Source organism: Enterocloster clostridioformis, assembly GCF_020297485.1.
Classification (GTDB): Bacteria; Bacillota; Clostridia; order Lachnospirales; family Lachnospiraceae; genus Enterocloster; species Enterocloster clostridioformis.
Window position 1 is genome coordinate 917,167 of the sequence record NZ_JAIWZC010000001.1, and the last position, 25,764, is coordinate 942,930.

The 25,764-nt window shown below is 45.3% G+C and carries 33 protein-coding genes and 2 pseudogenes; 11 read left to right on the forward strand and 24 right to left on the reverse strand.

Annotated elements, in window-relative coordinates; genetic code table 11:
* The first annotated feature begins 83 nt into the window (after positions 1-83).
* The 4 genes from LA360_RS04435 to LA360_RS29510 all read left to right on the forward strand — a co-directional run bounded on the left by LA360_RS04435 (position 84) and on the right by LA360_RS29510 (position 2,501).
* Entirely contained in the window at positions 84-929 is an 846-nt protein-coding gene (locus tag LA360_RS04435) for an ABC transporter ATP-binding protein (RefSeq protein WP_057572136.1), read from the forward strand.
* Positions 926-1,609 (forward strand): fluoroquinolone export ABC transporter permease subunit, encoded by a 684-nt coding sequence (locus LA360_RS04440; RefSeq protein WP_022202523.1) that lies wholly within the window; start codon positions 926-928, stop codon positions 1,607-1,609. The genes LA360_RS04435 and LA360_RS04440 overlap by 4 nt, the downstream gene beginning before the upstream one ends.
* Complete coding sequence (locus tag LA360_RS04445) at positions 1,606-2,304, forward strand: hypothetical protein (protein WP_009299138.1); 699 nt, start codon at positions 1,606-1,608, stop codon at positions 2,302-2,304. The genes LA360_RS04440 and LA360_RS04445 overlap by 4 nt, the downstream gene beginning before the upstream one ends.
* 68 nt (positions 2,305-2,372) lie before the next feature.
* Positions 2,373-2,501: a hypothetical protein gene (locus tag LA360_RS29510; protein ID WP_263870212.1), complete on the forward strand. Its 129-nt coding sequence runs from the start codon at positions 2,373-2,375 to the stop codon at positions 2,499-2,501.
* Between the two features lie 186 nt (positions 2,502-2,687).
* Here the strand turns inward: LA360_RS29510 and LA360_RS04450 are convergent, their stop codons facing one another.
* The 10 genes and pseudogenes from LA360_RS04450 to LA360_RS04495 form a co-directional block, all read right to left on the reverse strand.
* The gene (locus LA360_RS04450) at positions 2,688-3,227 is read right to left on the reverse strand and encodes a cysteine hydrolase family protein (RefSeq protein ID WP_022202522.1); all 540 of its coding nucleotides are present in this window, start codon (positions 3,225-3,227) and stop codon (positions 2,688-2,690) included.
* Between the two features lie 88 nt (positions 3,228-3,315).
* Positions 3,316-3,675 (reverse strand): winged helix-turn-helix transcriptional regulator, encoded by a 360-nt coding sequence (locus tag LA360_RS04455; protein WP_057572140.1) that lies wholly within the window; start codon positions 3,673-3,675, stop codon positions 3,316-3,318.
* A gap of 156 nt (positions 3,676-3,831) precedes the next feature.
* Positions 3,832-4,248, reverse strand: a complete 417-nt coding sequence (locus LA360_RS04460) for a pyridoxamine 5'-phosphate oxidase family protein (protein WP_002583504.1) — start codon at positions 4,246-4,248, stop codon at positions 3,832-3,834.
* A 91-nt stretch (positions 4,249-4,339) separates the two neighbouring features.
* On the reverse strand, positions 4,340-5,092 hold the full coding sequence (locus tag LA360_RS04465) for an inositol monophosphatase family protein (protein ID WP_002583505.1): 753 nt from the start codon (positions 5,090-5,092) through the stop codon (positions 4,340-4,342).
* Positions 5,093-5,223: 131 nt separating this feature from the next.
* Positions 5,224-5,688 carry a VOC family protein gene (locus tag LA360_RS04470; RefSeq protein WP_022202521.1) on the reverse strand — a complete coding sequence of 155 codons (465 nt, stop codon included), beginning with the start codon at positions 5,686-5,688 and terminating at the stop codon, positions 5,224-5,226.
* A 98-nt stretch (positions 5,689-5,786) separates the two neighbouring features.
* Positions 5,787-5,867: pseudogene (locus tag LA360_RS31800) on the reverse strand (DUF3795 domain-containing protein); the annotation flags it as partial.
* Positions 5,868-5,954: 87 nt separating this feature from the next.
* Positions 5,955-6,530 carry an IbrB-like domain-containing protein gene (locus tag LA360_RS04480; protein WP_022202520.1) on the reverse strand — a complete coding sequence of 192 codons (576 nt, stop codon included), beginning with the start codon at positions 6,528-6,530 and terminating at the stop codon, positions 5,955-5,957.
* Positions 6,520-7,845: a phosphoadenosine phosphosulfate reductase gene (locus LA360_RS04485; RefSeq protein ID WP_022202519.1), complete on the reverse strand. Its 1,326-nt coding sequence runs from the start codon at positions 7,843-7,845 to the stop codon at positions 6,520-6,522. Before LA360_RS04485 ends, LA360_RS04480 begins: the two co-directional genes overlap by 11 nt.
* Before the next feature lie 578 nt (positions 7,846-8,423).
* On the reverse strand, positions 8,424-9,359 hold the full coding sequence (locus LA360_RS04490) for a transketolase family protein (protein ID WP_022202518.1): 936 nt from the start codon (positions 9,357-9,359) through the stop codon (positions 8,424-8,426).
* A gap of 2 nt (positions 9,360-9,361) precedes the next feature.
* Complete coding sequence (locus LA360_RS04495; protein WP_022202517.1) at positions 9,362-10,171, reverse strand: transketolase; 810 nt, start codon at positions 10,169-10,171, stop codon at positions 9,362-9,364.
* A 227-nt stretch (positions 10,172-10,398) separates the two neighbouring features.
* Between LA360_RS04495 and LA360_RS04500 the strand changes: the two genes are divergently transcribed.
* The 5 genes from LA360_RS04500 to LA360_RS04520 all read left to right on the forward strand — a co-directional run bounded on the left by LA360_RS04500 (position 10,399) and on the right by LA360_RS04520 (position 14,460).
* Positions 10,399-11,094, forward strand: a complete 696-nt coding sequence (locus tag LA360_RS04500; protein WP_022202516.1) for a FadR/GntR family transcriptional regulator — start codon at positions 10,399-10,401, stop codon at positions 11,092-11,094.
* A gap of 230 nt (positions 11,095-11,324) precedes the next feature.
* On the forward strand, positions 11,325-12,410 hold the full coding sequence (locus tag LA360_RS04505; protein ID WP_089774732.1) for a TRAP transporter substrate-binding protein: 1,086 nt from the start codon (positions 11,325-11,327) through the stop codon (positions 12,408-12,410).
* A gap of 76 nt (positions 12,411-12,486) precedes the next feature.
* On the forward strand, positions 12,487-12,999 hold the full coding sequence (locus LA360_RS04510) for a TRAP transporter small permease (protein ID WP_002583510.1): 513 nt from the start codon (positions 12,487-12,489) through the stop codon (positions 12,997-12,999).
* Complete coding sequence (locus LA360_RS04515; protein WP_022202513.1) at positions 12,996-14,264, forward strand: TRAP transporter large permease; 1,269 nt, start codon at positions 12,996-12,998, stop codon at positions 14,262-14,264. The genes LA360_RS04510 and LA360_RS04515 overlap by 4 nt, the downstream gene beginning before the upstream one ends.
* Positions 14,265-14,307: 43 nt before the next feature.
* A complete protein-coding gene (locus LA360_RS04520; RefSeq protein WP_316110905.1) occupies positions 14,308-14,460 on the forward strand; it encodes a hypothetical protein in 153 nt (50 codons plus the stop codon).
* A 153-nt stretch (positions 14,461-14,613) separates the two neighbouring features.
* Here the strand turns inward: LA360_RS04520 and LA360_RS04525 are convergent, their stop codons facing one another.
* The 3 genes and pseudogenes from LA360_RS04525 to LA360_RS04535 all read right to left on the reverse strand — a co-directional run bounded on the left by LA360_RS04525 (position 14,614) and on the right by LA360_RS04535 (position 17,560).
* Positions 14,614-17,037, reverse strand: a complete 2,424-nt coding sequence (locus LA360_RS04525) for an ABC transporter permease (RefSeq protein WP_089774735.1) — start codon at positions 17,035-17,037, stop codon at positions 14,614-14,616.
* Between the two features lie 14 nt (positions 17,038-17,051).
* Positions 17,052-17,216, reverse strand: a pseudogene (locus LA360_RS04530) (ABC transporter ATP-binding protein); the annotation flags it as partial.
* Positions 17,217-17,272: 56 nt separating this feature from the next.
* Positions 17,273-17,560: a transcriptional regulator gene (locus LA360_RS04535; protein ID WP_112482668.1), complete on the reverse strand. Its 288-nt coding sequence runs from the start codon at positions 17,558-17,560 to the stop codon at positions 17,273-17,275.
* Positions 17,561-17,754: 194 nt separating this feature from the next.
* Here LA360_RS04535 and LA360_RS04540 point away from each other — a divergent pair, with 194 nt between their 5' ends.
* Positions 17,755-17,979, forward strand: a complete 225-nt coding sequence (locus tag LA360_RS04540; protein WP_055175984.1) for a hypothetical protein — start codon at positions 17,755-17,757, stop codon at positions 17,977-17,979.
* 57 nt (positions 17,980-18,036) lie between these two features.
* On the forward strand, positions 18,037-18,267 hold the full coding sequence (locus LA360_RS04545) for a hypothetical protein (protein ID WP_055175987.1): 231 nt from the start codon (positions 18,037-18,039) through the stop codon (positions 18,265-18,267).
* A gap of 122 nt (positions 18,268-18,389) precedes the next feature.
* Here the strand turns inward: LA360_RS04545 and LA360_RS04550 are convergent, their stop codons facing one another.
* The 11 genes from LA360_RS04550 to LA360_RS04600 form a co-directional block, all read right to left on the reverse strand.
* A complete protein-coding gene (locus LA360_RS04550; RefSeq protein WP_112482670.1) occupies positions 18,390-18,959 on the reverse strand; it encodes a phage holin, LLH family in 570 nt (189 codons plus the stop codon).
* Between the two features lie 18 nt (positions 18,960-18,977).
* Positions 18,978-20,471: a LysM peptidoglycan-binding domain-containing protein gene (locus tag LA360_RS29925; RefSeq protein ID WP_112482672.1), complete on the reverse strand. Its 1,494-nt coding sequence runs from the start codon at positions 20,469-20,471 to the stop codon at positions 18,978-18,980.
* A gap of 19 nt (positions 20,472-20,490) precedes the next feature.
* On the reverse strand, positions 20,491-20,874 hold the full coding sequence (locus LA360_RS04560) for a hypothetical protein (RefSeq protein WP_055175996.1): 384 nt from the start codon (positions 20,872-20,874) through the stop codon (positions 20,491-20,493).
* Between the two features lie 3 nt (positions 20,875-20,877).
* Positions 20,878-21,330, reverse strand: a complete 453-nt coding sequence (locus tag LA360_RS04565; RefSeq protein ID WP_055175999.1) for a hypothetical protein — start codon at positions 21,328-21,330, stop codon at positions 20,878-20,880.
* Positions 21,317-22,411 (reverse strand): RNA-directed DNA polymerase, encoded by a 1,095-nt coding sequence (locus tag LA360_RS04570; protein WP_055176001.1) that lies wholly within the window; start codon positions 22,409-22,411, stop codon positions 21,317-21,319. Before LA360_RS04570 ends, LA360_RS04565 begins: the two co-directional genes overlap by 14 nt.
* Before the next feature lie 410 nt (positions 22,412-22,821).
* Positions 22,822-23,280, reverse strand: coding sequence for a four helix bundle protein (locus LA360_RS04575; protein ID WP_112482676.1), 459 nt, complete (start codon positions 23,278-23,280; stop codon positions 22,822-22,824).
* Between the two features lie 83 nt (positions 23,281-23,363).
* Positions 23,364-24,443 (reverse strand): hypothetical protein, encoded by a 1,080-nt coding sequence (locus LA360_RS04580; RefSeq protein ID WP_225537308.1) that lies wholly within the window; start codon positions 24,441-24,443, stop codon positions 23,364-23,366.
* Entirely contained in the window at positions 24,425-24,781 is a 357-nt protein-coding gene (locus tag LA360_RS04585) for a hypothetical protein (RefSeq protein ID WP_055176010.1), read from the reverse strand. Before LA360_RS04585 ends, LA360_RS04580 begins: the two co-directional genes overlap by 19 nt.
* Positions 24,771-24,938: a hypothetical protein gene (locus tag LA360_RS04590; RefSeq protein ID WP_166433716.1), complete on the reverse strand. Its 168-nt coding sequence runs from the start codon at positions 24,936-24,938 to the stop codon at positions 24,771-24,773. Before LA360_RS04590 ends, LA360_RS04585 begins: the two co-directional genes overlap by 11 nt.
* Positions 24,931-25,431 (reverse strand): hypothetical protein, encoded by a 501-nt coding sequence (locus LA360_RS04595; protein ID WP_055176012.1) that lies wholly within the window; start codon positions 25,429-25,431, stop codon positions 24,931-24,933. Before LA360_RS04595 ends, LA360_RS04590 begins: the two co-directional genes overlap by 8 nt.
* 3 nt (positions 25,432-25,434) lie before the next feature.
* Entirely contained in the window at positions 25,435-25,746 is a 312-nt protein-coding gene (locus LA360_RS04600) for a hypothetical protein (RefSeq protein ID WP_055176014.1), read from the reverse strand.
* Between the last annotated feature and the right edge of the window lie 18 nt (positions 25,747-25,764).

The following is a 25,764-nucleotide window of genomic DNA, read 5'->3' on the forward strand; positions in this document are numbered from 1 at the left end:
CTGACAGGTAGCCAAACATTTTTTTAATCGTCATGTGACTATATTTTATAAATCGTCATATATCCAAAAAGGAGGAAGTAAAAATGATTGAAGTCAACAAATTATGTTTCAGCTACACAAACAAGCCTTTTGTCGAAAATGTGAGTTTTCACGTAGGACGGGGGGAAATCTTCGGTTTTCTGGGGCCATCAGGCGCCGGTAAATCAACCATACAAAAAGTCCTGACCGGTCTTAACACAAGATATAAAGGGAGTGTCAAAGTAGCTGGAACGGAAATCCGCGAAAGGACTAACAGATTTTACGAGCGTATCGGCGTTGATTTTGAGTTTTCCACCTGTTATGAGAAATTCACCGCACGCGAAAATCTGAAATACTTTGGTTCCCTGTATGACCGGCCGCTCCGTTCCACTGAAGAACTTTTAAGAATGGTGGGGCTGGAAAATGACGGTGATAAAAAGGTTTCCGATTTTTCAAAAGGTATGCGTTCCAGGCTGAACTTTATAAAAGCCCTGGTCCACAATCCGGATATTCTTTTTCTTGATGAACCCACCAGCGGCCTTGATCCTACCAACAGCAGGCTCATGAAAGATATTATCCTTGCCGAGAAAAAACGCGGGAAGACGATTATTATTACCACGCACAATATGTTTGACGCAACTGAACTGTGCGATCAGGTTGCTTTTATCGTATCAGGAAAGGTCAGCGCCCTGGATACCCCTCATAATCTTATCATGTCAAGAGGTGCCGCTAAAATCCGGTACGCCTATTTTGAAAATGGAGAAAAGACGGGTGAATGCATGCTTACACAAACTGCGGATGATAAACGGCTAAATGAACTTATCCGAAGCAATAGTCTTCGCTCTGTCCACAGCAGTGAGCCGACATTAAATGATATTTTCGTGGATATAACAGGGAGGACGCTGCAATGAAATTAAGAAGATTAGTCCGCGGCGATATTCACTTCCAATGGAAATATGGCTTTTACTTTATTTATTTTGTTTTGACCGTGATTTATATCTTCGGCATTACAGCTTTACCGGATAACTGGAAACACAATGCAGCCGCCATTATGATTTATTCCGATCCGGCGGCCATGGGGCTGTTCTTCATGGGAGCGATTGTTTTACTTGAAAAAAGTCAAAAGGTACTCCATGCGATTGCCATATCGCCGGCAAAAGTATCCGAGTACATCCTTGCCAAGGTATTTTCACTGATGTTTATATCCTGTGTAGTCGCATTGATACTGGGAATTGCGGCAGGAAATAAGAACCTATCAGGTATCATAATCGGGACAGCATTAACATCATCGATTTTTACTATGCTCGGTATCATGGCTGCCACGAAGATTGCGAACCTGAATCAGTTTTTAATTGTAATTATGCCCATTGAGATTTTATGCTTTGCTCCGCCCATTGCAGGATTATTTACAGACCTGCCGGAAATTTTACGGTTCTTTCCATTTATGGCCTGCATGAATTTAATAACAGGGTACAGCCAGAACCCGTTTTTGGATTTGGTTCTGGTTCTTGCAGCAAATTTTGTATTATATCCGGCAGCACATAAAATGGTATCAAAAATGTGGCGGAGTATTGGAGGTGTGAAGATATGAAAAAGGTATTTAACAGCATAGGGCAGGTATTCCAACAGATAAAAAAGGATCCCATGATGCTTGCAGCTTGTTTCACCCCGTTTCTGGTTGGCGCCCTTATTAAATTTGGAATCCCATTGATAGAAAAAGCGGCAAAATTTTCTTTACAGCCCTATTATCCGATGTTTGACTTATTTCTTTCTATCATGGCGCCAGTGCTTCTTTGTTTTGCTTTTGCCATGATTACCTTAGAAGAAATTGATGATAAAGTTTCCAGGTATTTTTCAATAACTCCGCTTGGAAAATCAGGATATATTTTTTCAAGGCTTGGAATACCTGCAATTCTGTCAACGGTTGTTACATTTATTGTGATGTTAATCTTTTCATTGGAAAAACGGTCCGTCATCATGGTTTTAGGCTTGTCCGTTTTAGGGGCGGTCCAGGCTATTATGGTAGCCCTGATGATCATTACCCTTTCAGCTAATAAACTGGAGGGAATGGCAGTTACAAAACTGGCTGCACTTACATTACTAGGAATACCAGCCCCATTCTTGATTGATAGTTACTGCCAGTTTGCGGTTGGCTTCCTTCCATCATTTTGGGCAGCTAAAGCCGTACAGAATGAGGCGGTTCTTTATTTTCCCATGGCTTTGGCGGCAGCTTTAATCTGGTATTATTTCCTTACAAAACGTCTGTTTCAGAAGCTGGCAGGATAATGAACTTCTCCATTCTGCATAGGACGGGGCAGATGATTTAAGACAACTGAAAGGGGGTGAAGTAGGTTATGGAGCAATACTGGTGGATTATCATTGCCGCGGTTTTGATTGTCGTTGGCTTACTAAAAATGGTTATTATGAAAAAATACAATGATAAAAAGAATCCCAAAAAGCGTCCACATAATGATGGAGATTAGTGAGGATTAACAAAAAAGAAAATGCTATTTGTGCAGCAACATAAAACGGCTGTTTTGAGAAATCAAAGACGCTGCTTTCCGTTTTGTGTCACAGCAGCGGGTGCTGTTTCCTGCGTCCTGTCACTCGATAGGACGCTGTTTTTGATGGAAAAGGTACAATCGTGACAGTCTGGATTGACGTGGCATTTACAGCAAATAATCTGTACTTGACATAACCGTTGCAAATTTACCATTCAGTGAAGCCATGTATACATCATTGATAAGACTTGCAGGCAGCTTTCGGCCGTTCCATTCTAGGTCTTTTGTTGCACAAGCGTCAGATATGAGAGTAACCAAATGACCAAGGTCTTTTGCTGCTCTCACAGTCGTATCTACACACATATGTGTCATCATACCACACATTACCAAATTTTTTATTGACAATGAGGTTAATTTTTCTTGCAATGTTGTTTCATGAAAGCTATTAGGCGTATGCTTTACAATAATATATTCTGAACTTAAAGGTTCTATCTCCTTGTGAAGTTGAACGCCTTTCGTATTTGGAAGAAAAAAAGCTGCGCCCTCTGATGATATGTGTTGTACATAAAAAATGGGGAGTTTCCTTTCTCTAAAATGTTCCAGCAATCTTTTTGTGACCTTTAGTGCCTGTTCTGATTGAAAAAGCTCACATTTCCCTTGTGGAAAATAGTCATTTTGAATGTCAATTATTACTAATGCAGTATTCATTTTATCAAATCCCTTCTACATTTCTGTTTGATAAAATAATACACGAAAGCCGCCAGCAAGTAAATTACTTACTTTTTTGTGTATAGCGTCAATAACAAATTCCTTTTTCATCAAGAATTTCTGACATTCCGTGTTTTACCATATATTCTATACCAATGCCTTGCATTATCTCAATCGCTGATAGCATTTTTAGGCCCATAGCGGTTAGAAAATATGTTACTTTGAGAGGATAACCAGCGTAGGATTTTTTCTCGACCAAGCCAAACTGTTTTAATTCATTCAGTTGCTCCAAAAGCATTTTTTGACTTATTCCCTCAATGCTATGTAACAAACCAGAAAATGAGCAAGAGCCTTTCCTCAAATTAAAAATTATAATAAGTTTCCATTTGCCCTTTACCATATCGTGAACCAATTCTAACGGACAAGTAAATTCGCTGCGAATTTTCAAGATAATCACCACCTTTGTATGGTAAGCAAGCCCGAGGCCGGAGCCTCCTGTTTCGCTTAATACCGCATTACTTAAACGGCAGAATTTATCAAAATCAATGAAAATAAAAAGGCGGCTTGAAAATCAATTTCAAAACCACCAGTTGAATTTAAATGGCTAAAACTCATATCTAGCACCATGCGAGAGTAACAGGCCATCTGTTAATTCTACACATAGAATAACGGTATTTTCATCATCGAAATTATTATGTCCATTATCAATCCACTCCGCAAAGACATTTTTCAGCTTTTCAGCAATTATACAATTCTCTTTTTTTCCGAAATACCCCAGGCTGACGCCTTTCCCATGCGCTGTAAACCACTCGCCGGCGATTGCAACAACAGGGTTATCCTTTATATGTTTCATTTTATTTGAGAGTGCGTATGTAATGATATAAAATGCACCATTTTCGTAATAGGCATTTACATATCGCACATAAGGCGTTTCATTTTCCGTTGTTGCCAATGCTATTATTGTGTCTTTTCCGAAACGCTCAATCATTATCTGTTCTGCTTCCCGACTAATTTTTTTCATTCTATCCTTCCCTTTTTAACTTCTATAATTTTCCGCTTTTCAATTCCGGATTTAAATTTTCTCTACAATTTCTGAAAAGGGAACATATGGCTTACAGCAGCTTTAACAGCTCAACATGAATACATCCGTTTGTTCCCGCTACGCTGCTGCCCTTTTTCGGATCAAGCGGTTTCCCCATAAAATCAGTTACCTGACCGCCAGCCTCCTGAATTAAAAGCATACCGGCAGCATAATCCCAGGGATTAAGGTATATCTCGAAATAGCCTCCCTGTCTGCCGCAGGCGGTATATGCCAGTTCCAGAGCGGCAGATCCAATCCTGCGGACATCCTGGCACTGACCAAACACCCTGCGGAACCGGGCAAAGTTTTCATCGGCCAGCTCTCTTTTTGCTGTTCCCAGCCCAATCATTGTATCGGATAGTTTTTCTGCGTTTGATACATGTATGGGGTGTCCATTTAGAAAACTGCCCTTTCCCTTAATCGCTGAAAACACTTCTTCACGGAAGGGATCGTATACAATTCCCATAACAATTTCCCCCTGGCGGCAGAGGGCTAAAGATACAACGCTGTGCTGATAGTCGTGCATAAGGTTTGTAGTCCCGTCAACCGGGTCTAAAATCCAAAAGCTATCCCCTTTTATTTCCTGTAATCCGGTTTCCTCTCCAAGAAATTGAATATTCGGTGCAAGGGCAAACAGTTCCTTCTTTAAGAAATTTTGCACGGCAATATCTACCTGCGTTACATAGTCTGCAAGACCCTTCTCCTTCACATGAGCGGCCATTTCACGGTTCTTTATTAACCCCTGCGTCTTTGTTACTAAGCTGATAATTTTCTGAATATCCATATACGTTTCCTCCATCGGTTTCAATCATCTGGTTACAAAGCTTTTGAAAAGGGAAACCAAAATTTATTTGCAAAAAATCTGAGTTATAATGTGACTTACAAATCCATATTTGCTTATTCATCCACAGCGTATTAACGATTCAGAAGTTTTGTCAAATCCTCCATGGAAGCATCCATTTTCACAGAGACTTCTTCCATAGTCATGCCAGAGGCAAGAAAACGCTTTATCACCATTTTCATATCCTCCCCAACCTCTATGATATGTCCGTCTAAATCGTAAAACCGAATAACCCGCTGGCCCCAACTATGCTCGATAACTTCTCCCAGATATTCAATGTCCGGGTATTTTTTCAATTTGTTCAGAAAGCCGTCAAAGTCCTGTTCCTCAAAGACAATTTCCGCATTGTTGGATTTCTTTAATACCTTTTCTTTCGGCAGATTCACAAGCCAGTCAAAATCCTGCTGCAATGCCAGGCCGCAGGTAAAAGCGATGTTTCTTCCGTAATCCTGAAATACTTCCAATCCAAACAAATCCTCATAAAATTTTTTTGCAGCATTAATGTCGGCCACCGAAATAAGCATACACGTGTACTTCATATAAATATTCCTTTCAGTTTTGCTTTTCTCAATCCTTTTTATTGCTGTTTGTCTCTGACAAATAACGGACAGGAGCATGTCCAGTATTCTTCCCATGCCTGGTTTCCTTCACCGCGGCCGCAGCCGGGGCAGTTTTTATTCAAAAACATGGGACAAAGCCCGCAATTCAATCCACACATGTTCCATGATATTTATCCCCTCTAACATTATATTGGGTCTGTAGAATTATTGTATTATTTAATGCTAAAGAATTTATTAATTATTTCCTAAGGTGTATGCGTTTTCCCACTACCGGAAGCCTCTTCGGCCGGAACCGCATCCTCCCCAGGCAGCCATGCCTGCCCAAACTTCACATCGCGGAACAGGGCAGCCAGGCCAGTAATCTGCTTGAGCCTCAAAATCTCATCCCGGTCCATCCCCAGGTGTTTGGAAATCCACGCGTCAGAACGTCCTAACTCGTGCAGTTCCTTAATGATATTACTCATTAAGTCCACATCATGTATTCCACGGGCGCGGTTATGCCGGATGGTACTGGCCATACGGTCGGACAGCGGCTTATCGATTATCGAAACCGGCATCATCCCCTTCTCACGCTCATAAATATCCGGGTAATCCCGCATCACCCGCCAACGATGAAAGCCATCTACAATCACATACTTATCACTGCCTTTTGCATAATAACAGACAATCGGCATAGTATAACCGTCCTCCTTGATGCTGTCGTACAACAACCGCATTTCCGGTGGGGCCACGTTGTTCGGGTTATATGTATTGGGTACAATGTTTTCAAATGGTACCGCAATGATATGGTATACCGGGCTTCTGAATTCCTTATTTACCATCTATCATCCCTCCGTACTTGCGTCTAATAATATCCACACGTTTTTGTTGCTGCCGCGTAAGCCCAAACCCCATAAACCGACAGGTATGGTCATTTTTCAGAATACAGTAGCACATCCGTTTCCAGCTTGGTATATCTTTCGTGCTTTTGATATCATCGGTATGATCGGGAATCGGTCCAAGAAAAATAATACGGGAATTTTTATTGATTGTATAGTTAGAGATACCATTCCTCCGTATATGATATCCCTTTTCCACAAGCTCACGGATTGTTTCCTCCGGCAGCCCTCCTCCGGTCTCACGCCAGAAATGGATGGAGGTGTTAAACTTTTTCACATAATTATTCCGCAGCCGGGCAGGCAATGTATCCAGCAAAAATTGAGTGTAGGATTTCCAGGTATGACCTTCCGGTAACGTAATACTGCGGTAACCCATCGCTTTTGTCTTGCCATAAATAGCGCCAAAATTTGCTCCGCGCACCCGCCCCACCAGTTTTGTCCATATTTCCGGGTCGATGACCCGGTACAGATTCAAAGCGTCTTTGGAGTAATCATTAAAAGGCGATGCTACCCGCATCTGGTCTATTTTTAATCCTGCCTTATAATACAGATCATATAAATTGTTGTAATCATAATCGAAGCGATAATTCGCGCACCATACGTCAGAATTTGACCAGTCGTATAAAGGTGAAGCACACCATACGTCTTTAAACTGCCTGGAAATCCAGCACTCGTTTTGATATCCGTATTTCTTATTGACAAATCCGCTGTACCGCTGCAGAGATTCATCCGCCCGCATACCAAGCAGGCAGACCGTCCTGCCATTCCCATGCTCCTCCTTGTAGAATCGGCCAAACTGCTTTGCCAAATCTTCCTGATGCATCCTGTAACGATAGTGGGTAAAAGGCTTCGTCAGATTAATGACATAGGGATACTCCGGTATCGGACGCACCCATATATCCTGTTTGGTATCATCCCAAGGATACCAATACATCTCATAGCTACTCAGTGCTGTCCTGGTTGCCATGGGAAGGCAGACCCAGTAAAGGTCTATGCCAGATTCGTTTTCCAATCGCTTAAAAGTGCGGGTAATATAGTCCGTGGTCACGGTATACTGCGCCTCAAAATCCTGATGGAATACGCCAATCACACGATCTGAAGCATACTTATTCCGGTAATCCAGCAGCAAATTCAAAAGAACACCACTATCCTTGCCGCCACTGAATGAGATATAAATATTTTTAAATTCCTGAAACAAAAACGCAAATCTCTTCTGCAATGCATCGAATACATTCATATTAATGTATTCTTTTTTCATGTCTCTAATAAACTCCTTATCTTTCAAGTAAAAAACTTACAATGGCGTCTGTTGGACAGCCGAATATCCTTCTAATTTTCCCGGACCATGACTGCCACCATCATTTTTGTCTTGTCTCATTTATCATGTACTTTACTAAAATAATAATATGGAGAACAGAAAAATTCAATATAATATATACTCAAATTGTTAATAATAACATTGGAGAAAATGCTGAAATTCAATATTTTTTTTCTGTCCTTTAGTCAGTCAATCGGTACTGATAACGACTTGGCTTGGAACACCATAATAAAAAACGCGGTTTGTCATCCCGCCAGTCCACCGCCTACAACCACGGTAGTCTGTCCGCAGTCCTTTGCTCCGGTTAATACGTCTGCCGCCGGATAAACCCGCGCATCGTCACCCAGAGAACGCTGAATTTTCCTCTATAAATTCCTGAATCAGAGGAAAAGAAAGTACATTAATTACACCGCAGGTCTCCCCAAATTCCCGAATTAGGATTCCTGCTAAGGCCCTGAGCATTCATGATAGTTCCACACTGATAAAAAAAGCCGAAGCTCTCAAAAAAAATCAAGAGCTCAAGTCTCTGCCACTTCTTTCAGACGGCGGTAAATCTGGTTTTCACTTAATCCATATTCCTCCAGCAATTCCTCAGGTTTACCAGACTGACCGAAGATATCATTTACACCTATCTTTTTAAATTTCACACCGCGGCCCTCTGCCAGCAGCACTTCTCCCACCGCGTCCCCAAGACCGCCAATGACACTATGTTCCTCCACAGTCACCACCTTGCTGCATTTTCCTGCGTATTTTATGATACAATCCCTGTCAATGGGTTTGATGGTATGCATATTGACTACTGTTATGAAGATGCCCTCAGCTTCCAGCTTCTCAGCGCATTCAAGTACAGTGGCAACCATAATCCCGCAGGCAAATACCACTACGTCTTTGCCCTCTCTCAGCACATTGGCCTTGCCGATTGTAAAGGGCATCTTCTCCTCAAATACAGGAGATGGCAGGCGTGCCAGACGCAGATAGGCAGGTCCCTGCATATCTGCCAGCGCCATCACGGCCCGGCGAGTTTCCTCTGCATCACAGGGAACCACCACTGTCATTCCGGGGATTACCCGCATGAGAGCCAGGTCCTCAATTGCCTGATGACTGCCGCCGTCTTCGCCCAGGGTGATTCCGGCATGGGTCATGCACAGCTTCACATTAAAATCGGGGTATGCACAGCCGTTTCTCACCTGATCGTAGGCGCGGCCTGCGCCAAATAATGCAAATGTGCTGGCAAACGGTATGTATCCCATGGTAGAAAGGCCCGCTGCCATATCTACCATATTGGCCTCAGCAATTCCCGCATTGAAAAAACGTTCCGGGAATTTATCTGCAAATGTAGCAGTCATAGTGGCATGAGCCAGATCCGAATCCAACACTACTGCCTTTTTATTCTTCTCTCCTAATTCAGCCAGCGCCTCTCCATAGGCGGCGCGAATTGCTTTTAACTCGCTCATGATTAATCCTCCAATTCCTTTAATGCCTGCTGACGCTCCCATTCGCTAGGCGCTTTGCCATGCCAGCCCACCTGGTTCTCCATAAATGACACGCCTTTGCCTTTCACTGTCCGTGCGATGATGCATTTTGGCCTGCCATCAGTTTCTGTGTCAAGAGCCTTGGATACAGCCTCCACATCGTTTCCATCTATCTCCAGAACATAGAATCCAAAAGATGTAAACTTGGCATTTAAATCTCCCAGCCCCATTACCTGGTCATTCGTACCATCGATTTGAAGGCCATTGTTGTCAATAATAACTGTCAGATTGTCCAGCTTATAATGTGAAGCTGCCATGGAAGCCTCCCACACCTGCCCCTCCTGAAGTTCCCCGTCTCCCAGCAGCGTATAGACCTTAACGCCGCTGTGATCCAGTTTCTTAGCACCCAAAGCCATGCCGACAGCAATGGAAATCCCCTGTCCCAGAGATCCGGTGGATGCCTCCACACCAGGACATTTCTTAGCATCCGGGTGGCCCTGAAGGAAACTGTGAAGCTGCCTAAAGTTTTTAAACTCCGCCTTGTCAAAAAAGCCCTTCTCCCCCAGTACCGCATAGTAACAGGGCGCTGCATGTCCTTTAGACAGCACAAAACGGTCTCTGTCCGCCTTCTTTGGATTAGCTGGGTCAATATTCATCTTTCCAAAAAACAGGGTCGTAATAATTTCCACAGCAGATAATGACCCACCCGGATGGCCAGATGCTGCATCGGCTGTCATGTTAATAATATCACGGCGTACTGCCCGGCAAGTTTTTTCCATACTTGCAATATCCATTTGTTTTTCCTCCATACAATCAGTAAGTTATAGTTTTACCGACATCATACAATCATACAATATAGCCAAAGAATAGCAGACGCATTCAAATATGTCAATAGTTACAAACATTATTAAATGATTCCATATTGACAAAACCATGCTTTGGTATTAGGATATAAAGACATTAAATTGTATGATGTATTACTCTAAGACAATTAAAGTACATAACATAAAGGGGGATTCTTATGGAGTCAGTAAAACGGGTTCCTGTTGTTCAGCAGGTAGTTGAAAAGATAAAAGAATATCTGTTTTCCGGTGAAGTATCCGTAGGAGATAAATTACCTGTGGAAAAAGAATTGTGCGAACAATTGGAAGTGGGCCGTGGTACTGTGAGAGAAGCCTTCCGGATGCTGGAAGCCACTGGCTATGTGGAATTAAGACCCGGCAAGGGTACATTTGCCGCAAGGACTTCTGAAGTGGAACTGGACGACATTATGCAGTGGTTCACAGAACATGAGGTAGAGACTAAAGATTTTCTGGAAGTCCGTATGGCCATTGAACCTCTGTCCGTGCGTCTTGCCATAGAGCGCTGCTCCGACGAGGACGTAGCCCATCTTGAACGTCTTCACCAGAAGTTCATCACCGCAGTGAATAACAAGGACGTTCCCAACATCGTGATTTATGATGAGAAGTTTCATGCTGATATTGTGGAATACAGCCGCAACCAACTGCTGATTAGCATCAGCAAGCAAGTTGAAAAGAATATGAAGAATTTCCGAAGCAGAACCTTCTATATCCCTCAGAATGCGGAAAATGCAATCCTTCCCCATCAGATGATTCTGGATGCCTTTAAGACGAAAGATGCAGCGGCAGGCGAGCGAAATATGCAGGAACATTTGAGCCTGATTGCAACTGATCTGGAAAAATCCACTACAAAATAATGAATCCCAGTGATATGGCAATGATGCCAATATCGCTGGGATTTTTTGTTATGGGCTTTAGCCTGTTGGATGTGAGTCTTTATGCTGACACGTTTTTGTGCATATCGCATAAAATATACAGGTATTTTTATATCTTTTATGCATAGACAACCAATCTTATCATGTTATAATATTGTTAGTACATCAGACATCATACAATCATACAATTTACTACTTACAGGAGGGTTACAATGAAAAAAATGTTATCTATTGCTCTATCCACTGCCATGGTGCTGTCCTTAGCAGGCTGCGGCGGATCAAACAAAAACGCGAGCACTACTGATTCCACCACTACCGCTACAGAAGCTGACAAACCTGCCGATGGATCCAGCGAAGCTGCATCCAATCCAGATGCATTAGAACCTGTTACACTGACATTATATTCTCCCGGTAACGAAAATTCCGTTCCTACTAAGACCATACTCGAATACAAAAAGCTGGTCGAGGAGGCTTCCGGCGGCAAAATCACCCTGGATGCGTACCACTCCGGTGAGCTGGGCAACGATGCTGAAGCTCTTCAGTCCACGCGTATGGGTACTATTGATATCATTTTTGCAGGGACCTCCGGTTTTACAGAGTTCTATGACAAGGCCAAAATCCTGGATCTGCCCTTTATCTTTGACAGTGCAAAGCAGGCTTACGAGGTTGTAAACGGGAAAATCGGTGAAAAGATCTTCGCAGACCTTCCTTCCACCGGCCTGGTTTATTTGGCAGAGGGCGACAACGGAATGCGTCAGGTATCCACCACCAATCGAGCCGTACATACTGCTGCTGATGTAGAAGGACTGAAGCTGCGTGTTCCCACCAGCCAGATGTATCTGGACTGCTGGGAGACCCTGGGCGCCAACCCAGTAGCCCTGGCTTTAAACGAACTGGCAATTGCACTTTCCAACGGCACCGCAGAAGGCCAGGACAATGCCACCTATCATCTGGTAGCCAATGCCACCTACGATGATATCAAGTATTTCAGCTTTATCAACTATATGTGGATGGGCTGCACTATGGCTGTCAACTCTGATTCATTCGACAAGCTTCCAGCCGAATATCAGAAGATCTTAAAAGAACAGGCTAAAGCTGCCGCCAAATACTCCTTTGATACCATCGCTTCTGATAATGAAACTGCAACCAAAACTTTAAAAGAGGCGGGCGTGGAGTTTGACGAAAATCCTGATATCCAAAGTTTCAAGGATAAGCTGGGCGGCGAGGAATACTATGCGCGTTATGCCAACGAGCCTTGGTTCAACCAGGAGATCCTGGATGAAATCTTAGCTAAATAATAAGACTGACTGATAAAACAGGGGCTCCACTCCCGCCCGGGATGCAGCCCCTCTTAAATTCAAGGGAGTGATTACAGTGAATATATATAAGAAAATCACAGACATTTTCGTGAAAATTGTTTCCGCTGTCCTAATGCTTCTGGTGGCAGGCATTGTAGGAATCATGCTCTACGAGCTGTGTCTGCGCAACTTCTTGAACAAGTCTTTCCGCGCTTCAACGGAAGCCTGCGGATTCCTGTTTATGTGGATGGCATTTCTGGGCATCATTGTACTTTATGACAAGGATCGTCTGATCACTCTGGACATGCTCTATGTACGGGCTCCCAGGAATGTGCAGAACATATTCTGGTTCATCAACAAGATTTTCAGCCTGGGCCTGGGCCTTGTCATGATCGTGGCCTACGCAGGCATGTATAAGATCAACAGTACCAGCCATTTTTCAACTATGCAGTTCTTATCGAAGGCCTGGCATTTTCTTCCTATGGCAATCGCAGGCGGATTCATTGCAGTAAAAACCATCTATCAGCTTCTGGAGCGGATTATGGTTAAAACACCAGAGGACAACAGCAAAGGAGGGATGGTAAAATGACAATATTTTTCATCACTTTTATAATATTACTGCTGATAGGAGTACCCATCAGCATCTCCATCGGAGCCAGTGCGGTCCTGGGGTGTCTGGTACTGGATTACCCTTTGATGGTCATTGGCCAGAAGATGGTAACAGGTGTTGACTCCTATCTGCTGATTGCCATCCCTCTGTTTATCCTGGCAGGAAACCTGATGAACGCCGGTAAGATTACTGACAAGATTTTCAGTTTCGCCAAGGAACTGGTGGGCTGGATTCCAGGCGGCCTGGGTCATGCCAATATTGTGGCCAGTATCATTTTCGCAGGCATGTCAGGAAGCGCTGCTGCGGATGCTGGCGGCCTCGGCACCATTGAGATGGAAGCTATGACCAAGAATGGATACCGGGATAATTTTTCCGGCGCGGTAACGGCAGCCTCCTCAGTAATCGGGCCTATATTTCCTCCCAGTATTCCGCTGATTATATACGGTGCTACTGCCAGTGTCAGTGTGGCAAAGCTGTTTATGGGCGGCGTACTGCCTGGCCTTCTCATGGGGGTTGCCCTGATGGTTCTGGTTTTTATCTTTGCAGTGAAATATAGGTTTGAGCGTCATCCTTTCGATATAATAGCGCTAATCAAGCAGTTTTTTGGCTCCATCCTGTCCCTGATCACTCCACTGATTATCCTGGCCGGATTCACCTCTGGAAGCTTCACTCCTACGGAAGCTTCCAGCATCGCTGTGGCCTACTCCCTGGTGATTGCAGTGGTGGTATATCACACCATAGATTGGAAAGCATTCAAAAACTGTTTGCTGGAATCAGCTATCACCTCTGCCAACACCCTTTTTATCATCGGAACCTCCACATTGTTCACTTATGTACTGGTGAAGGAGGGGGCTTCCAAGGCTATTGCAGACTTTATTCTGGGAATCAGCAGCAATCCTGAAGTGATTCTGCTTATCATTAATGTGGTACTTCTGATACTGGGTATGTTCATGGAACCAGGGGCAATCCTAACCCTGATGCTTCCGGTACTGCTGCCTATTGTCAAGGATCTGAATATTGATCTGGTACACTTTGGAGTTGTCATGGTACTGAATCTGATGATTGGCCAGGTAACCCCGCCCTTTGGTGTATGTCTGTTCGTCATATCCGACGTAGCTAAGATCAAGCTTGATAAGCTGTATAGATCCATTATACCGTTCCTGGCACCGTTAATCATTGTATTACTAATGTGTACCTATATCCCGGATATCGTTATATGGCTACCCAACCTTCTGGTAAAATAATATTTAACAGAGAAACAAGAAGATTTTAGACAATATAAAGGAAATTACCCACAAAGATATTATGACAATTTTAAAGACCATTGACCAGGAAGTTTTAAAAGCCGCAATCAGCGGCGAGAAATTTCAGGAATATTTCTTCAAAAACTGCCAGGTGAAGGAAATTGCGAAGTATTTGAAGGGTGTACTGAGAAAATAAACTTTAAGTATAGAAAGGCGCTGAATGACACATATTTAGCGCCTTTACCGGATTTATTAAAAAATATAAAATCAGTGCTGCTTACGCTATATCCCTATCATGCTCAAAAGGCCATGTCATAGCGTGCCACCTTGTTTGGACATTTCCAATCGTTTATTCAATTTCGCGCAATCTCTCCACAATGGATTTCTTTTGGAGAAAATAGATTGCTGCCTTTGTAATAATCACTGGCATCACAAGAACAACAACCGCATACAAGAGTGCAAACCATATCGGATACGCCCAGTGCAAATAATTCATGCCAATACTGTTCAGTCCCCAAATAAGCATAAACCCTAAAAATCCACCTACTAACAGAGTGATAATGATATTCCATACAGCAATCAATCCGGCTTCATACTGAACCATGTTATTGAGCTGCCGCTTTGTCATGCCAATAGACTGTAAAACCGACAATTCCCGCTTGCGGGTCATAATATTTGTCACCAGAGTATTGATAAGGCTGATCAGGCTGAACATCATGATAAAAATGCTAATGCCAATGATTGAAGTAAAAAGCGTGTTATACATTCCTGCCTTGCTATTGATAGAATCTCTCAAGGTGCGCATTTGCAAATCATCTGCGTTGGCAATAATTGCCTTCAACTGTTGCGTGATTTCCGACTCTTTGGAATCCCATTCTGTCGAGAGAAGCACTTCCGAATTGATATTGCAGCTTTCCGGCAGCATTGTATGAACGAGCTCGTCAGGCATTATAAACCAGCCAGATACACCGAGGGCAGTAAAACATTCTGGATTGCTGTATGCTTTTTCACTTGTAATTTCACCGCCAATGGAGAATACATCTTCGCGGTATTCTGTGCCGTCAAACCATTCAAATTTTATAGTGTCGCCGGGCTGGAATTTCCAGCCGTATATCTCTTCCACAGCGTCATTCTTTAAGACAAAGATTTCCTTGTTTTCTACAATATCCAAATAGCTCCGGTCTTGCGTTTCAATATACTTTGATAAATGAGTAAATTCTTCTTCCGTAAAGGGAACAATAAAATCATCGTCACGACGGCCATTATATTCAAATGTGCAGTACAGCTTCTCAAAAGGTATGATTTCTTTTACTCCGTTCACCCGGGAAATTTCCCGCACAAAAGTATCATTGAGCGGATTGTTGACTTGTATTCCTGCATATCCCTGTTCATTCACTTGTGCAGCGTTTTCTGATAAATAAATCCTAACTTCGCCATGTTCCATAATTCCATTTCTGGCATAAGCCTCCTGATTAAAGGAAGTCAAAAAGGCAGAACCAACCATAAAGATAATTCCACTGATTGCCAAAGAGAAAGAAGTCATAAGGAACTTTTTTCTGTTGCGGGAAGTGTTCATTTTTGCCATCGAAAGAGGAGTAATCCTCCTGAACAGGTGCTTAGGCGTCTTGAATTTTTGCAAAACTCCTTTTGTTTTATATGCTTCAATAGGTGATACCTTACTTGCAATTTTAGCAGGCTTACTAATAGAATATAAAACGGCGATATACTCTGCTAAGATAATCAATGCACCCCAAATGAGAAAGTTTATCCATGACCATCCCTCTGAATTGAGAATCCACGCAAAAATTGAGCCCATGGCTAACCCCGATGGCGCGCCTATACAAAATAGTAAAGTACCCTCCCGTTTTACGATTCTTTTAATCTGTTTTCCAGTGGTTCCGATGGTTCTTAACTGTCCAAAATACTGAATACGGTTAATGATGGAGATATAGAAAATACTGTATATCACCACCACGCCGGCAAATAGAACTACAAGGCCAATGCAAACGGCAATAAGCATATTTTTCGGATTAAAGGTCAAAGACTGGACAAAAGCACTGTTTTCACCAATGCTCGGTCGTTCAATACCGCAATCCGCTCCAATCGCATGAATGGTATCAAGAAATTCATTTGCCGTCATACTTTTTGCTTCTTGTATCTGTGCAGCGGCTACAAACAAAGTATCTTTCAGTTGGCCTCCGGTTTCCGCATATTGTTCAGAGAAATAAACCGGGTACACATCAGAAGTAGAGCCGGTATCTGTAAGACCAGAAAGTACAAAGGATTCTTGTGTTCCGTCATAAAAAGAAAACGAAATTGTATCACCAATCTCAAGGTTTTCTCCAATCCGTTCTAAGTAAGACACATCAACGGCAATCTCGTTTTCAGCCGATGGGTATTGTCCCTCGGAAATTTCTGCGCTTTGAATTTTTCCCTCGGATTGCTCAATATACATCGGCCAGATTACATAGTTTTCAATTTCAGAACGCTTGCCGTACTTTGTAACCCTCATTTCCGAAATGCGGCTGTCCAGCCGAAGCGTATCACATTGCTGTTCTGTAATGTCGTAAAAAAATACTTGCTGCAAATTTTCCAGTTGCCGACTATTTGCGGTTTGCATGGAGGCTATATAGAGAGCCAGTCCAGACATTAATGCGATGGAAAGCGAGATCGTTAGGATAATCAAAAGGTTTCTCATTTTTCCGGACTTCAAACTGTTTTTAGCCAGCTTTTTTGTAATAGCGCTTGTATCATTCTCAAAAGGCCATGTCATAGCGTGCCACCTCCTTAATCCACAATCTTGCCGTCCTCAATACGGATAATCCGGTCTGCAAGGCGGGCAATGTCGTTATTGTGGGTAATCATCACAACGGTTTGGTGGAACTCCGCGCTGGTGCGCTTGATAAGCCCCAATACCTCGGCGCTGGTCTTACTGTCAAGGTTACCGGTAGGTGCTATTATGTTAGTATAAAAAGAAATCCCGGAAGGCCAACGCCCTCCGGGAACTTTTATGCGTTCAAATCATTTTCGTTATCCTCCGTTTTGGCAAAATCTTCCGCCTTTTCCCAGGTCATTTCTTCCCCGGTGTCCCGGTTATACCGTTCTTTGATTGCCTGCTCAACATAGGCGTTAAAGGATTGTCCCGCCTGCTTCGCCGCTTTCCGCACTTCTGCTTTCATGCCTTTGGGCAGTGCAAGTTCTCCCCGGTCATAGTTGGCGTTTCGGTGCTTATTCTTTGCCCTGGTGGCGGCTGCGCCCCTGGGTATTGGGTATTTCTTCTTTTCTTCTTCCGGCATAATGTCAGCCCTCCATTTCTTTTCCTACAGTATAGCATATCTTTTTCACTTACGGAAGTATAAATATTGCACAAATATACTTCCGTAACTTTATGTACTTTTCAGCACATTTCCGCCTTGACTTTATACTTCCGTAAGTATACAATATAGACATAAGGTAAAGGAAATAAACAACCACATGGAGGGAATAGAAAATGAAAAAATTTGAAGTTGGCAAAGAGTATAGCATGAGAAGTATTTGTGATCACGAATGTGTATGGACTTACATCGTAACCGCCAGGACGGCAAAGACTGTTACTATCACAGATGGAAAGCAGGTTCAAAAATGCCGTATCAGTCAGAAGGCTTCTGAATACAGGGGCGCTGAAACTGTTTACCCACTGGGGCAGTATTCCATGGCACCCAGTTTGACAGCATAACAACCACCGGGGCGGCGCTCCTGCTGCCCCACTTATCAAAATTATGGAGGTATTACAATGAATATCATTACAGCGGCAGAAATTAAAGTAGGCACCCAGTTGGCAGAGGCGAACGGCTTTCTGTGGGACGTGGCGAAGATCGTAAAGCAGACCCCTAAAACCATCACGGTGCGTCTGTGCAGTGACTTTTCCAGTTTTCGGCAGCACTGGACCACCCAGCCGGATGGGACGCCCGGCGGGGTCTTAAAGACCTTCCGTAAATCTTCCCGCCTTTATGGTATTGCTTAATCTTTCCACGGTTCCGCCGGGGTTCATGCCCCCTAGGAACGGCAAAAAGCCCGCAGGCGGTAAGAAATACCACCCACGGGCTTTTCCTTTGCTCTGCGGCTGCCTGGTGCGTTCTGGCGGCCTTATTTTTCTTCCACGATGACTTCCACACCCACGGCCATGGCTTCTGCCTCTTCTTTCGGCATAGTGCCAGCCTTCTGTCCGTTTTCATCGTATACATTGACCGTGCCGTCCTGGTTCTCATCCAGTGCGTCTTCCGGCACGTCATCCGTGGCAACCGCCACCCTCTCCGGGGCTGTCACCTTTGCGGCAGCAGTGTTAATAATAACCGTTGCGGCAGGCGTGGTGGCAGTTTCCGGCACCAGCGCTTCCTGGACCGGCACAGCGGCTTCCCCGGCCTTCATGGCTTCATATGCCGCCTGGGCGATTGCCCTTAACTGCTCTTCTGTCACTTCCAGCCCGGCTTCCTTGGCGATCTCCTGTAACTTCTCCACCACGGCGGTCATTTTCTCTTCACCCGTAGAAGTCTTCATAAACTCCCTGGCCCAGATCACGAACTTGCCCGCCCATGCGGTCAGATCATTCAGTTTATCGGTCACATTCTTGGGAATGTTGGGGAAAACATACTTTCCGGCCAAAAACGCCGCCACCATAACACCCAGGGTAATTGCCTGCATGATAATTTTATCCATCTTCTTTTCCTCTCTTTCTTACTGTGGTAATTTCAGAACCTGGCCGGGATAAATTGTATCATTTCCCAGACCGTTCAGTGATTTAATTTCTCTGTACCTGTTTCCGTTCCCCAGGTGCTTTTCTGCGATATTCCACAGGCTTTCACCCTTCTGCACAGTATGGGTGCGCTGTGCGGGTTTCTGCGCCGCTGTGGTGCCGTTTCCGGGGATTTTAATAACCTGCCCTACGGAAATACGGTTCGGGTCAGAAATGCCGTTGTAGGCCGCCAGAACCTGGTATGTGGTGCCGTACTTCGCCGCAATCCCGGAAAGCGTGTCCCCAGCCTTCACAGTGTAGGTATTCCCCTGCTGTGCTGTGGGCTTCTGGGTGCCCGTGGTGCCGCCGGATGTACCGCCCATTTTCTTGGCGATAGCCGCAAAATCCGGGGTAATAAAACCACGAATATAACGGGCGTTGTATTCCAGCTTGCGGGTGCCTACTTTTCCGCCGGACATATTGCCTTCCGTGACCACGAAATAACTTGCATATACTTCCGTCACAATGCCGATGTGATCGCCAGCGCCTGTATTGTCACCCACTCCATTATCCTGCCAGTCATAGGCGCAGGCGTCACCCAGCCCAGGGTGGTGGGCGTCATTTTCCGTCCAAATCCCCAGTGTCATTGCCAGTTCAATGAATTTCTGTACGCCGCACTCCGTCCCGGTATATGCTGCAATTCCCGCTTTGATATATGCGGCGCTCACTGTAGTTGCACAGTAAGCGTCATTTACCTGTACTTTGTAGCCACGGGCCAGCGGGGTATGGCCGTTATAAATTTCCAGGATTTCCAGGTGCTTTGCGCTCCCCTTCGTACCGCCTTTCCAGGCGTTAATGGTGTCCGCCACAAGCTGGCGCAGTTCCTGTTCTGTCATTGTTTTACCTCCTGTCTGCTGGCTGGCAAAATTCAGCGCCCTGGCGGCGTTGTATACGCTTTTTCTGCGGGTACTGTATTTCCCCATGACACGATCAGCTAGGCCAGCGCTGTGCAACGTATCCAGCGTTACGGGTTTTACTGCCGCCGCTGCCACTCTGGCAGACGCACCAGCACCGCCCTGGTTTTCCAGATCAGCAAAGTATACCAGCGCTGCCGGGTCAGAAACGCCAACTTTCAGCCCGTGTTCCACATAGGCTGTCACGTCCTTTTTCGCCAGATCGTCCTGGGCTTTCTTGCCTGCGTCTGTCACCAGTAGACTACTGATCGCTGCTTTTTCCTGGGCGTTTACTGTACGGGTGTTCCAGTTTGTAGCCGTTGTGATCTCACGATAAAGGGCAGCCCCCAGAATGGAAGCCGCCCTGCTTTCTGCCGCACAGATTGTTTTCAGAAGGTTCAGTGCCCGCCCGCCGTGCCACTGGACTTTCCCAATGCTCACGGCTCCGTTATCGTTTGTATTTACGGAACCGTAGTTGCCTTCCTGCCCAAAAATAATGACCTGGGCAGACTGTACAACCTCTTTTTTCAGTTTTTCATCCACTTGTTTTCCTCCTTTTCTTTTATTGAGAACTCATATTGCTAAAATCAGACAAGCTGGCCGGGGTATCCGGCAGCGCCTGTTTGATTTTCAAAAGGTTTTCCGCCTTGGACTTCCAGCAATAGAAAGCCACTGCCAGCACGGACACAGACCCTACAAAGGTTAGTAATACAGAAAGCTGGCAGAAGTCTTTAACGATCACCACCCACACGCCCAGCAAAAAGGCCAGGTGGTAAGTCACCAGGATAGAAAATACAATCACCTTTGTGGCCTGTACCTTCTTTTCCGGGTGTTCCTGGCGTTCTTTCCTGCGCTTCCTGCGGGCGTTTGAAACAGCCTTGGAATTAAGTACCAGTATAGTTATAAAGCAGGCCAGGTAGCCTGCCATAAACGATAAAATAACCACCTTCTATTCCTCCTCTTCTTCATCGCTTGGACGTACCACAAGAAAACTGTTTTTTTCACAGCAATGGCGGTATAATTCCGCTATGTACTCATAGGCCAGTTTTACCTGGCCGTTTTCAATTTTCTTTTCCTCCACATACTTGGCGTAGTCATCGTGTACGGAAATAATGTGGTCAAACTCTTCCTTTGTGTGCTTCCTGCGGTTCATACAGGAATTAGCAAAGTCCAGGATTTCAGACCGCCAACTGTCAACCTTGTGCGCTTCAAAATCTTTCGCCAGGCTGTCCAGTTTTGACTGCATATCCCGGTTTAGCTGCTTCCCCACCCAGCCCAGAAGCCAGCGGACTGGCTGAACCTTAATTTCCGGCGTCATGTCAATAACAATGCCCGCCGCTGCCAGCACCCCCAGCAGGCTTTTGACCTGCTCCCACAGTAAATTCCAGTCAATTTGTGTCATGTTCCATCACCTCCCGTCTGTAAATATCGTTCAGTTTCTGGGCCATGCCGTGACTGTTGAAATGCTGTAAAATGCCCCGGTATGAAGCCACCGTGCGTTCCATGCCCTCTTTGTCTATTTCTCCCATGCGATAGGCCGCAAAGACATATTGAAGGCGTTTTACCATCTTTTTGGCTGTCTTCTTACGCAGTTTTACATGGGTAGACCATACACGGAAGCCAACAAATTCAGCACCCATATAAGTGGGGCGTATACAGGTCTTGTTATTCAGTTGTAAGTGCAAACGCTTTGCCAGGAAGTCTGCCATTTCATTTTTCACCCGCTCCAGGTGCTTTTTGCTGTGGTGAAGTATGATCACATCGTCCATATAGCGGATATAATACCGCAGGCGTAATTTGTGTTTACAGAACTGGTCTAACTGGTCCAGATACAGGTTAGCAAACATCTGGCTTGTCAGATTTCCTATAGGCAGCCCAACTTCTGCCAGAAGATCATCAAAAGGCACGTCCCCTATATCCGCACCCAGCGGCAGACCGAAATGAGTATCTTCACAATTCACAATACCTTCCAGAATGAAAAGCAGGTCTTTGTCTGCGATCTTCTCCCGCAGAATATCCATTAAAACTTCATGGTCAATGCGGTAAAAGTATTTGCTTATATCCAATTTCAGATAATAGTATTGTTCCGGCTTCTGCTCTGTCTGGCGGAACCAGTATTGTAAGCGTTGCACAGCCTTATGGGTGCCTTTATCTTTCCGGCAGGCGTAACTGTCGAAAATAAATTGCTTGTCTAGTAGCGGGTTAAGCTGCCTGTAAATAGCGTGTTGCGCCACCCTGTCTTTAAAGTCTAGGGCCATGATCAGCCGCTTTTTCGGCTCATACACGAAAAACATTCGATACCGGCCCACCTTATAAGTAAGCCAAATAAATTCATTCTGTAAATTGATCAGATTTTCTTCCAGCTTTTCCGTGTACGCCATCACGTCCGGGCGGTCACGCTTTTGTTTTATGCCATCTTTGTAAGCACCGAAAAGATTTTCAAAATCATAAATTTTCGGGAATAGATTTTTGATTTTGTTCAATGGGGGATACCTCCAAAATCATAATAAAAAGGGTGCCGGGCAAATCCACGCCGGGTTCTTCCCGGCGCAGAACGTGGCAAATTGCCAGTTTCCCGCCTGGCTTTCAGACCTTGTGCCTTACTAACTGCCTTCCCGGCAATATATATTTTTCCTGCGGCCTGTTCGGCCATTGGAAAGGAAAAAGGCCCCTTATACCCAAATGCACGGGACACAGGCTCGTAAGCGTGTGCCTTCTGGCCTTGTTTGGGGTTAAGCGGAACGGAAGCCGATGTTCGTGTTGACGTTGGAACGGGGGTTGTTCAAATTGACAGCGGACGCCCCACCGTTGGAAGTGTTGTTGAAACTCGAACCACGGAACGGAAGCCCAGACACAGATTAAATGGCCTTTTCCCTATAAAAAGGCGGCCATTTTATTGGCCGCTCTTCTTACCTTTGTTTGAAACTCCATTCACAAACTTTTCATAGTTGCCGATCTGGCCGCCCAGTTGGTTCACCAACTTTGCCCAGTTTTCATACTTGCGGAACGGAAGGCAAGGTTTCTTTCCTGGGTACATATCCGGGTCAGCCGCAAGGCGGATGAAATGCCGCAACACGTCCACTTCCGTGTCTAGTTCTCCCAGCGTGGTTTTCTTATAGTGCTTATTTTCCAGCGTGATCACCAGGCGTAAAATGGTATACATTGACTGCCGGATTTCATGGGCAAGGGTTGCCCGCTCATACTTCGGAAAATCTTTCAGCGCAATATTTCCGTATTTGATAATTTCATATACCTTGTTTTTCATGCGGAAGTCTTCCGTTTTGGCATTGTCCCCCATACCGTCCAGCGGCTGCGCCGCCAGGTCTTCCAGCGTTACGTTTTGTTGCTCCATGTTTCTTCATTCCTTTGTTGTAGTTTGTGAAAAATATGGGGGGACTTGCTGTCGCAAGCCCCCACAGTTTTACGGTTCCCGGTTTACAGTTCTACATAAGCGGAACGGAAGCCGAAGTTCGTGTTGACGTGGGAACGGGGGCCGTGCAAACTGACAGCGGACGCCCCACCGTGGGAAGTGTTGTGGAAACTCGAACCACGGAACGGAAGCCGCTCCCCGTCATTTCTCGCATAGAACCGATCACCGCCATAAATGGCGCTGCTCTCCGGGAACATTCCCATAGCAATCAAAATCTTGGGAATGGTCCCGCCGGAAACTGCTGCCAGGTCCTTAAACGGCAAAGACGGCCACTGTTCGCCGCTTGAAATGTTGGTCAGCGTGGTGCCGATCTGCGGCGTTGCTCCTGCTGTCTTTAAGTCCACTTTTAAGGTGCCAGCCGTACCGGGTGCCACCAGGGTGCCGTCCGGCTTAATCGCTTTCCATTCTGTAGAGTCAGCCGCCATGGAGCAGGTGGACTTCATGGCGTTGCCATACGGAATGATCTGGATTTCTCCATCCACCAGGCGCATACCAGAAACCCACTCCCACACGTTGCCGCACAGATCAGCAATACCCGCCGGGCTGTGATCGTGATACCAGGTCACAGGGCCGCTTCCTGTGGCAGTTCTGCCGCCGTCATGCTCCTCGTCAATGTATGAGGTGATACCCTTTTCATGGGCGTGGGTGTAACTCTTTCCCCAGTTGGTATTCCCACGGGGCACAGTGCCATTTTTCTGGCTCCACAGGTTCAGCGCTGCAAAGACGCCGTTTTGGTTAAGGTGCCAGCCGTTGCCTTTCTTCCGGCAGGCGGCCAGCGCCGTATCAAAATTAAGGCTTGCTTTCGGGTCTACCATGGGCAGTGAATATGCCCGGTCATGCTTGATAATGTTCGGATACTTGGAAACCCAGATAACTTCCTTTTCCACGCCATCCACAACCCACCAAGGCAGCACCTCCTGGGTTCCATCGGTGATAACATCGGAATATTTCATTTTTGGAACCCCTACCATAATGGAAGGCAGGCCAATGTCATCAAAAATCACTTTATTTGTGGACCCAAAAGACGCAACCGCCAGGGCCAGATCATCAAAATTCTGCATATCCTTTATTCCTCCATTCCCCATAAAATCAGTGTGCAAAGTGTCATATCAAACGGCACTGCTACCGGGACCATAACGGTTTCCCCGTTTTCGCCCTTCTGGTCACTTTCCTGGTCCACATATCTGCGGGCAGGGATAACCACCTGGGCAGCATATCTGCGGGACTTCTCCGCCACGCCGTTGATCAGCCCGCCGTCGTCATCCAGGCAAATGTCAATGGTGTTTTCTTCGTCCCTTTCCTTGGCCGATACCTTCACGGTCAGTTCGTCTTCCCCGTAGGTAAATGTAATTCTTTCAGTAGTTACGGAATAACCCAAGTGCTGGCCTGGTGTCTTTTCTACTACATTGATTTTAGTAGCCATATTTTTTTCCCTCCTTCATAGCTTCCTGGCTTCTCGCCACAATGACGGCGGCAGCTTCTCTCTGCTCCGGGGTTTCCCGGCCAGACACGCCATAGGAACGCAGCACCGCCGCTTCCTGCTGTCTGCGCTCTTCACTCTTAATCTGTACGTTAGCCACTGTAAAAGCCTCCTTTCACGAATAATTTCAGAACTACCTGGGTGGCACTTCCTGTAAATTTCACCTTAAAGCCATTTACCAGCTTGTCCGTGATCTCAACACCATTTACGAAACCGCCAGACGCCGAAACAATCTCCGGCTGTACAGTGTAATTCAAGTTGTTGCGGTTAGTTCCCAGTGCTATGGTCTTCTGGCTGTTGTTGAACGGGTAACTTTCAGAATTGTTTAACGTCACCTGGATGGTTTCGCCTGCCAGGTCATCCAATTTCTGTCCCTGGTGAATTGCCGAAATAACTAAAAGCCCCGCAAGTGCGTGGGCTTCTGAAATGCCTGTTTCCATGTGGTTGAAATTCTGGGCGTTCTGTGGTGTGCCCTGCTGCAATACCTCACCTTCAACGGGAATGTGGGTGATCGTCCCGTCTGCGTTGGTCTGCTCCCTGTATCGGTCTTCAAATTCCGTTACATGGTCAAGCCACAGTTTTTCTTCATACATCGTTTACACCTCCTCTTCTAAAAATTTGAATGTGAAGCGGTACAATACCCCTTCCTGTACACCCTGCAACAAAATACCTTCCCCCTTGGTTGCCCATGGCTGGTTATTTTTGTTGTAAAGCTGTACCTTCTGGATGGTCACGTCTGTGCTGCTCTCCGGGGTAATCTGGATATAAACGGCGGTGCGCCCATCCTTCATATGTTCCCGGCGGTAAATCGGATATTTGCTCGTTTTGCCGCTCACCGTGACCATGGCATAAGAAATAATGTCATCCAGGAAGGTCTGTAAATCTGTAAATGCCTGCGGTTCCAGCATGGCAGGTTCCTCCTTTCT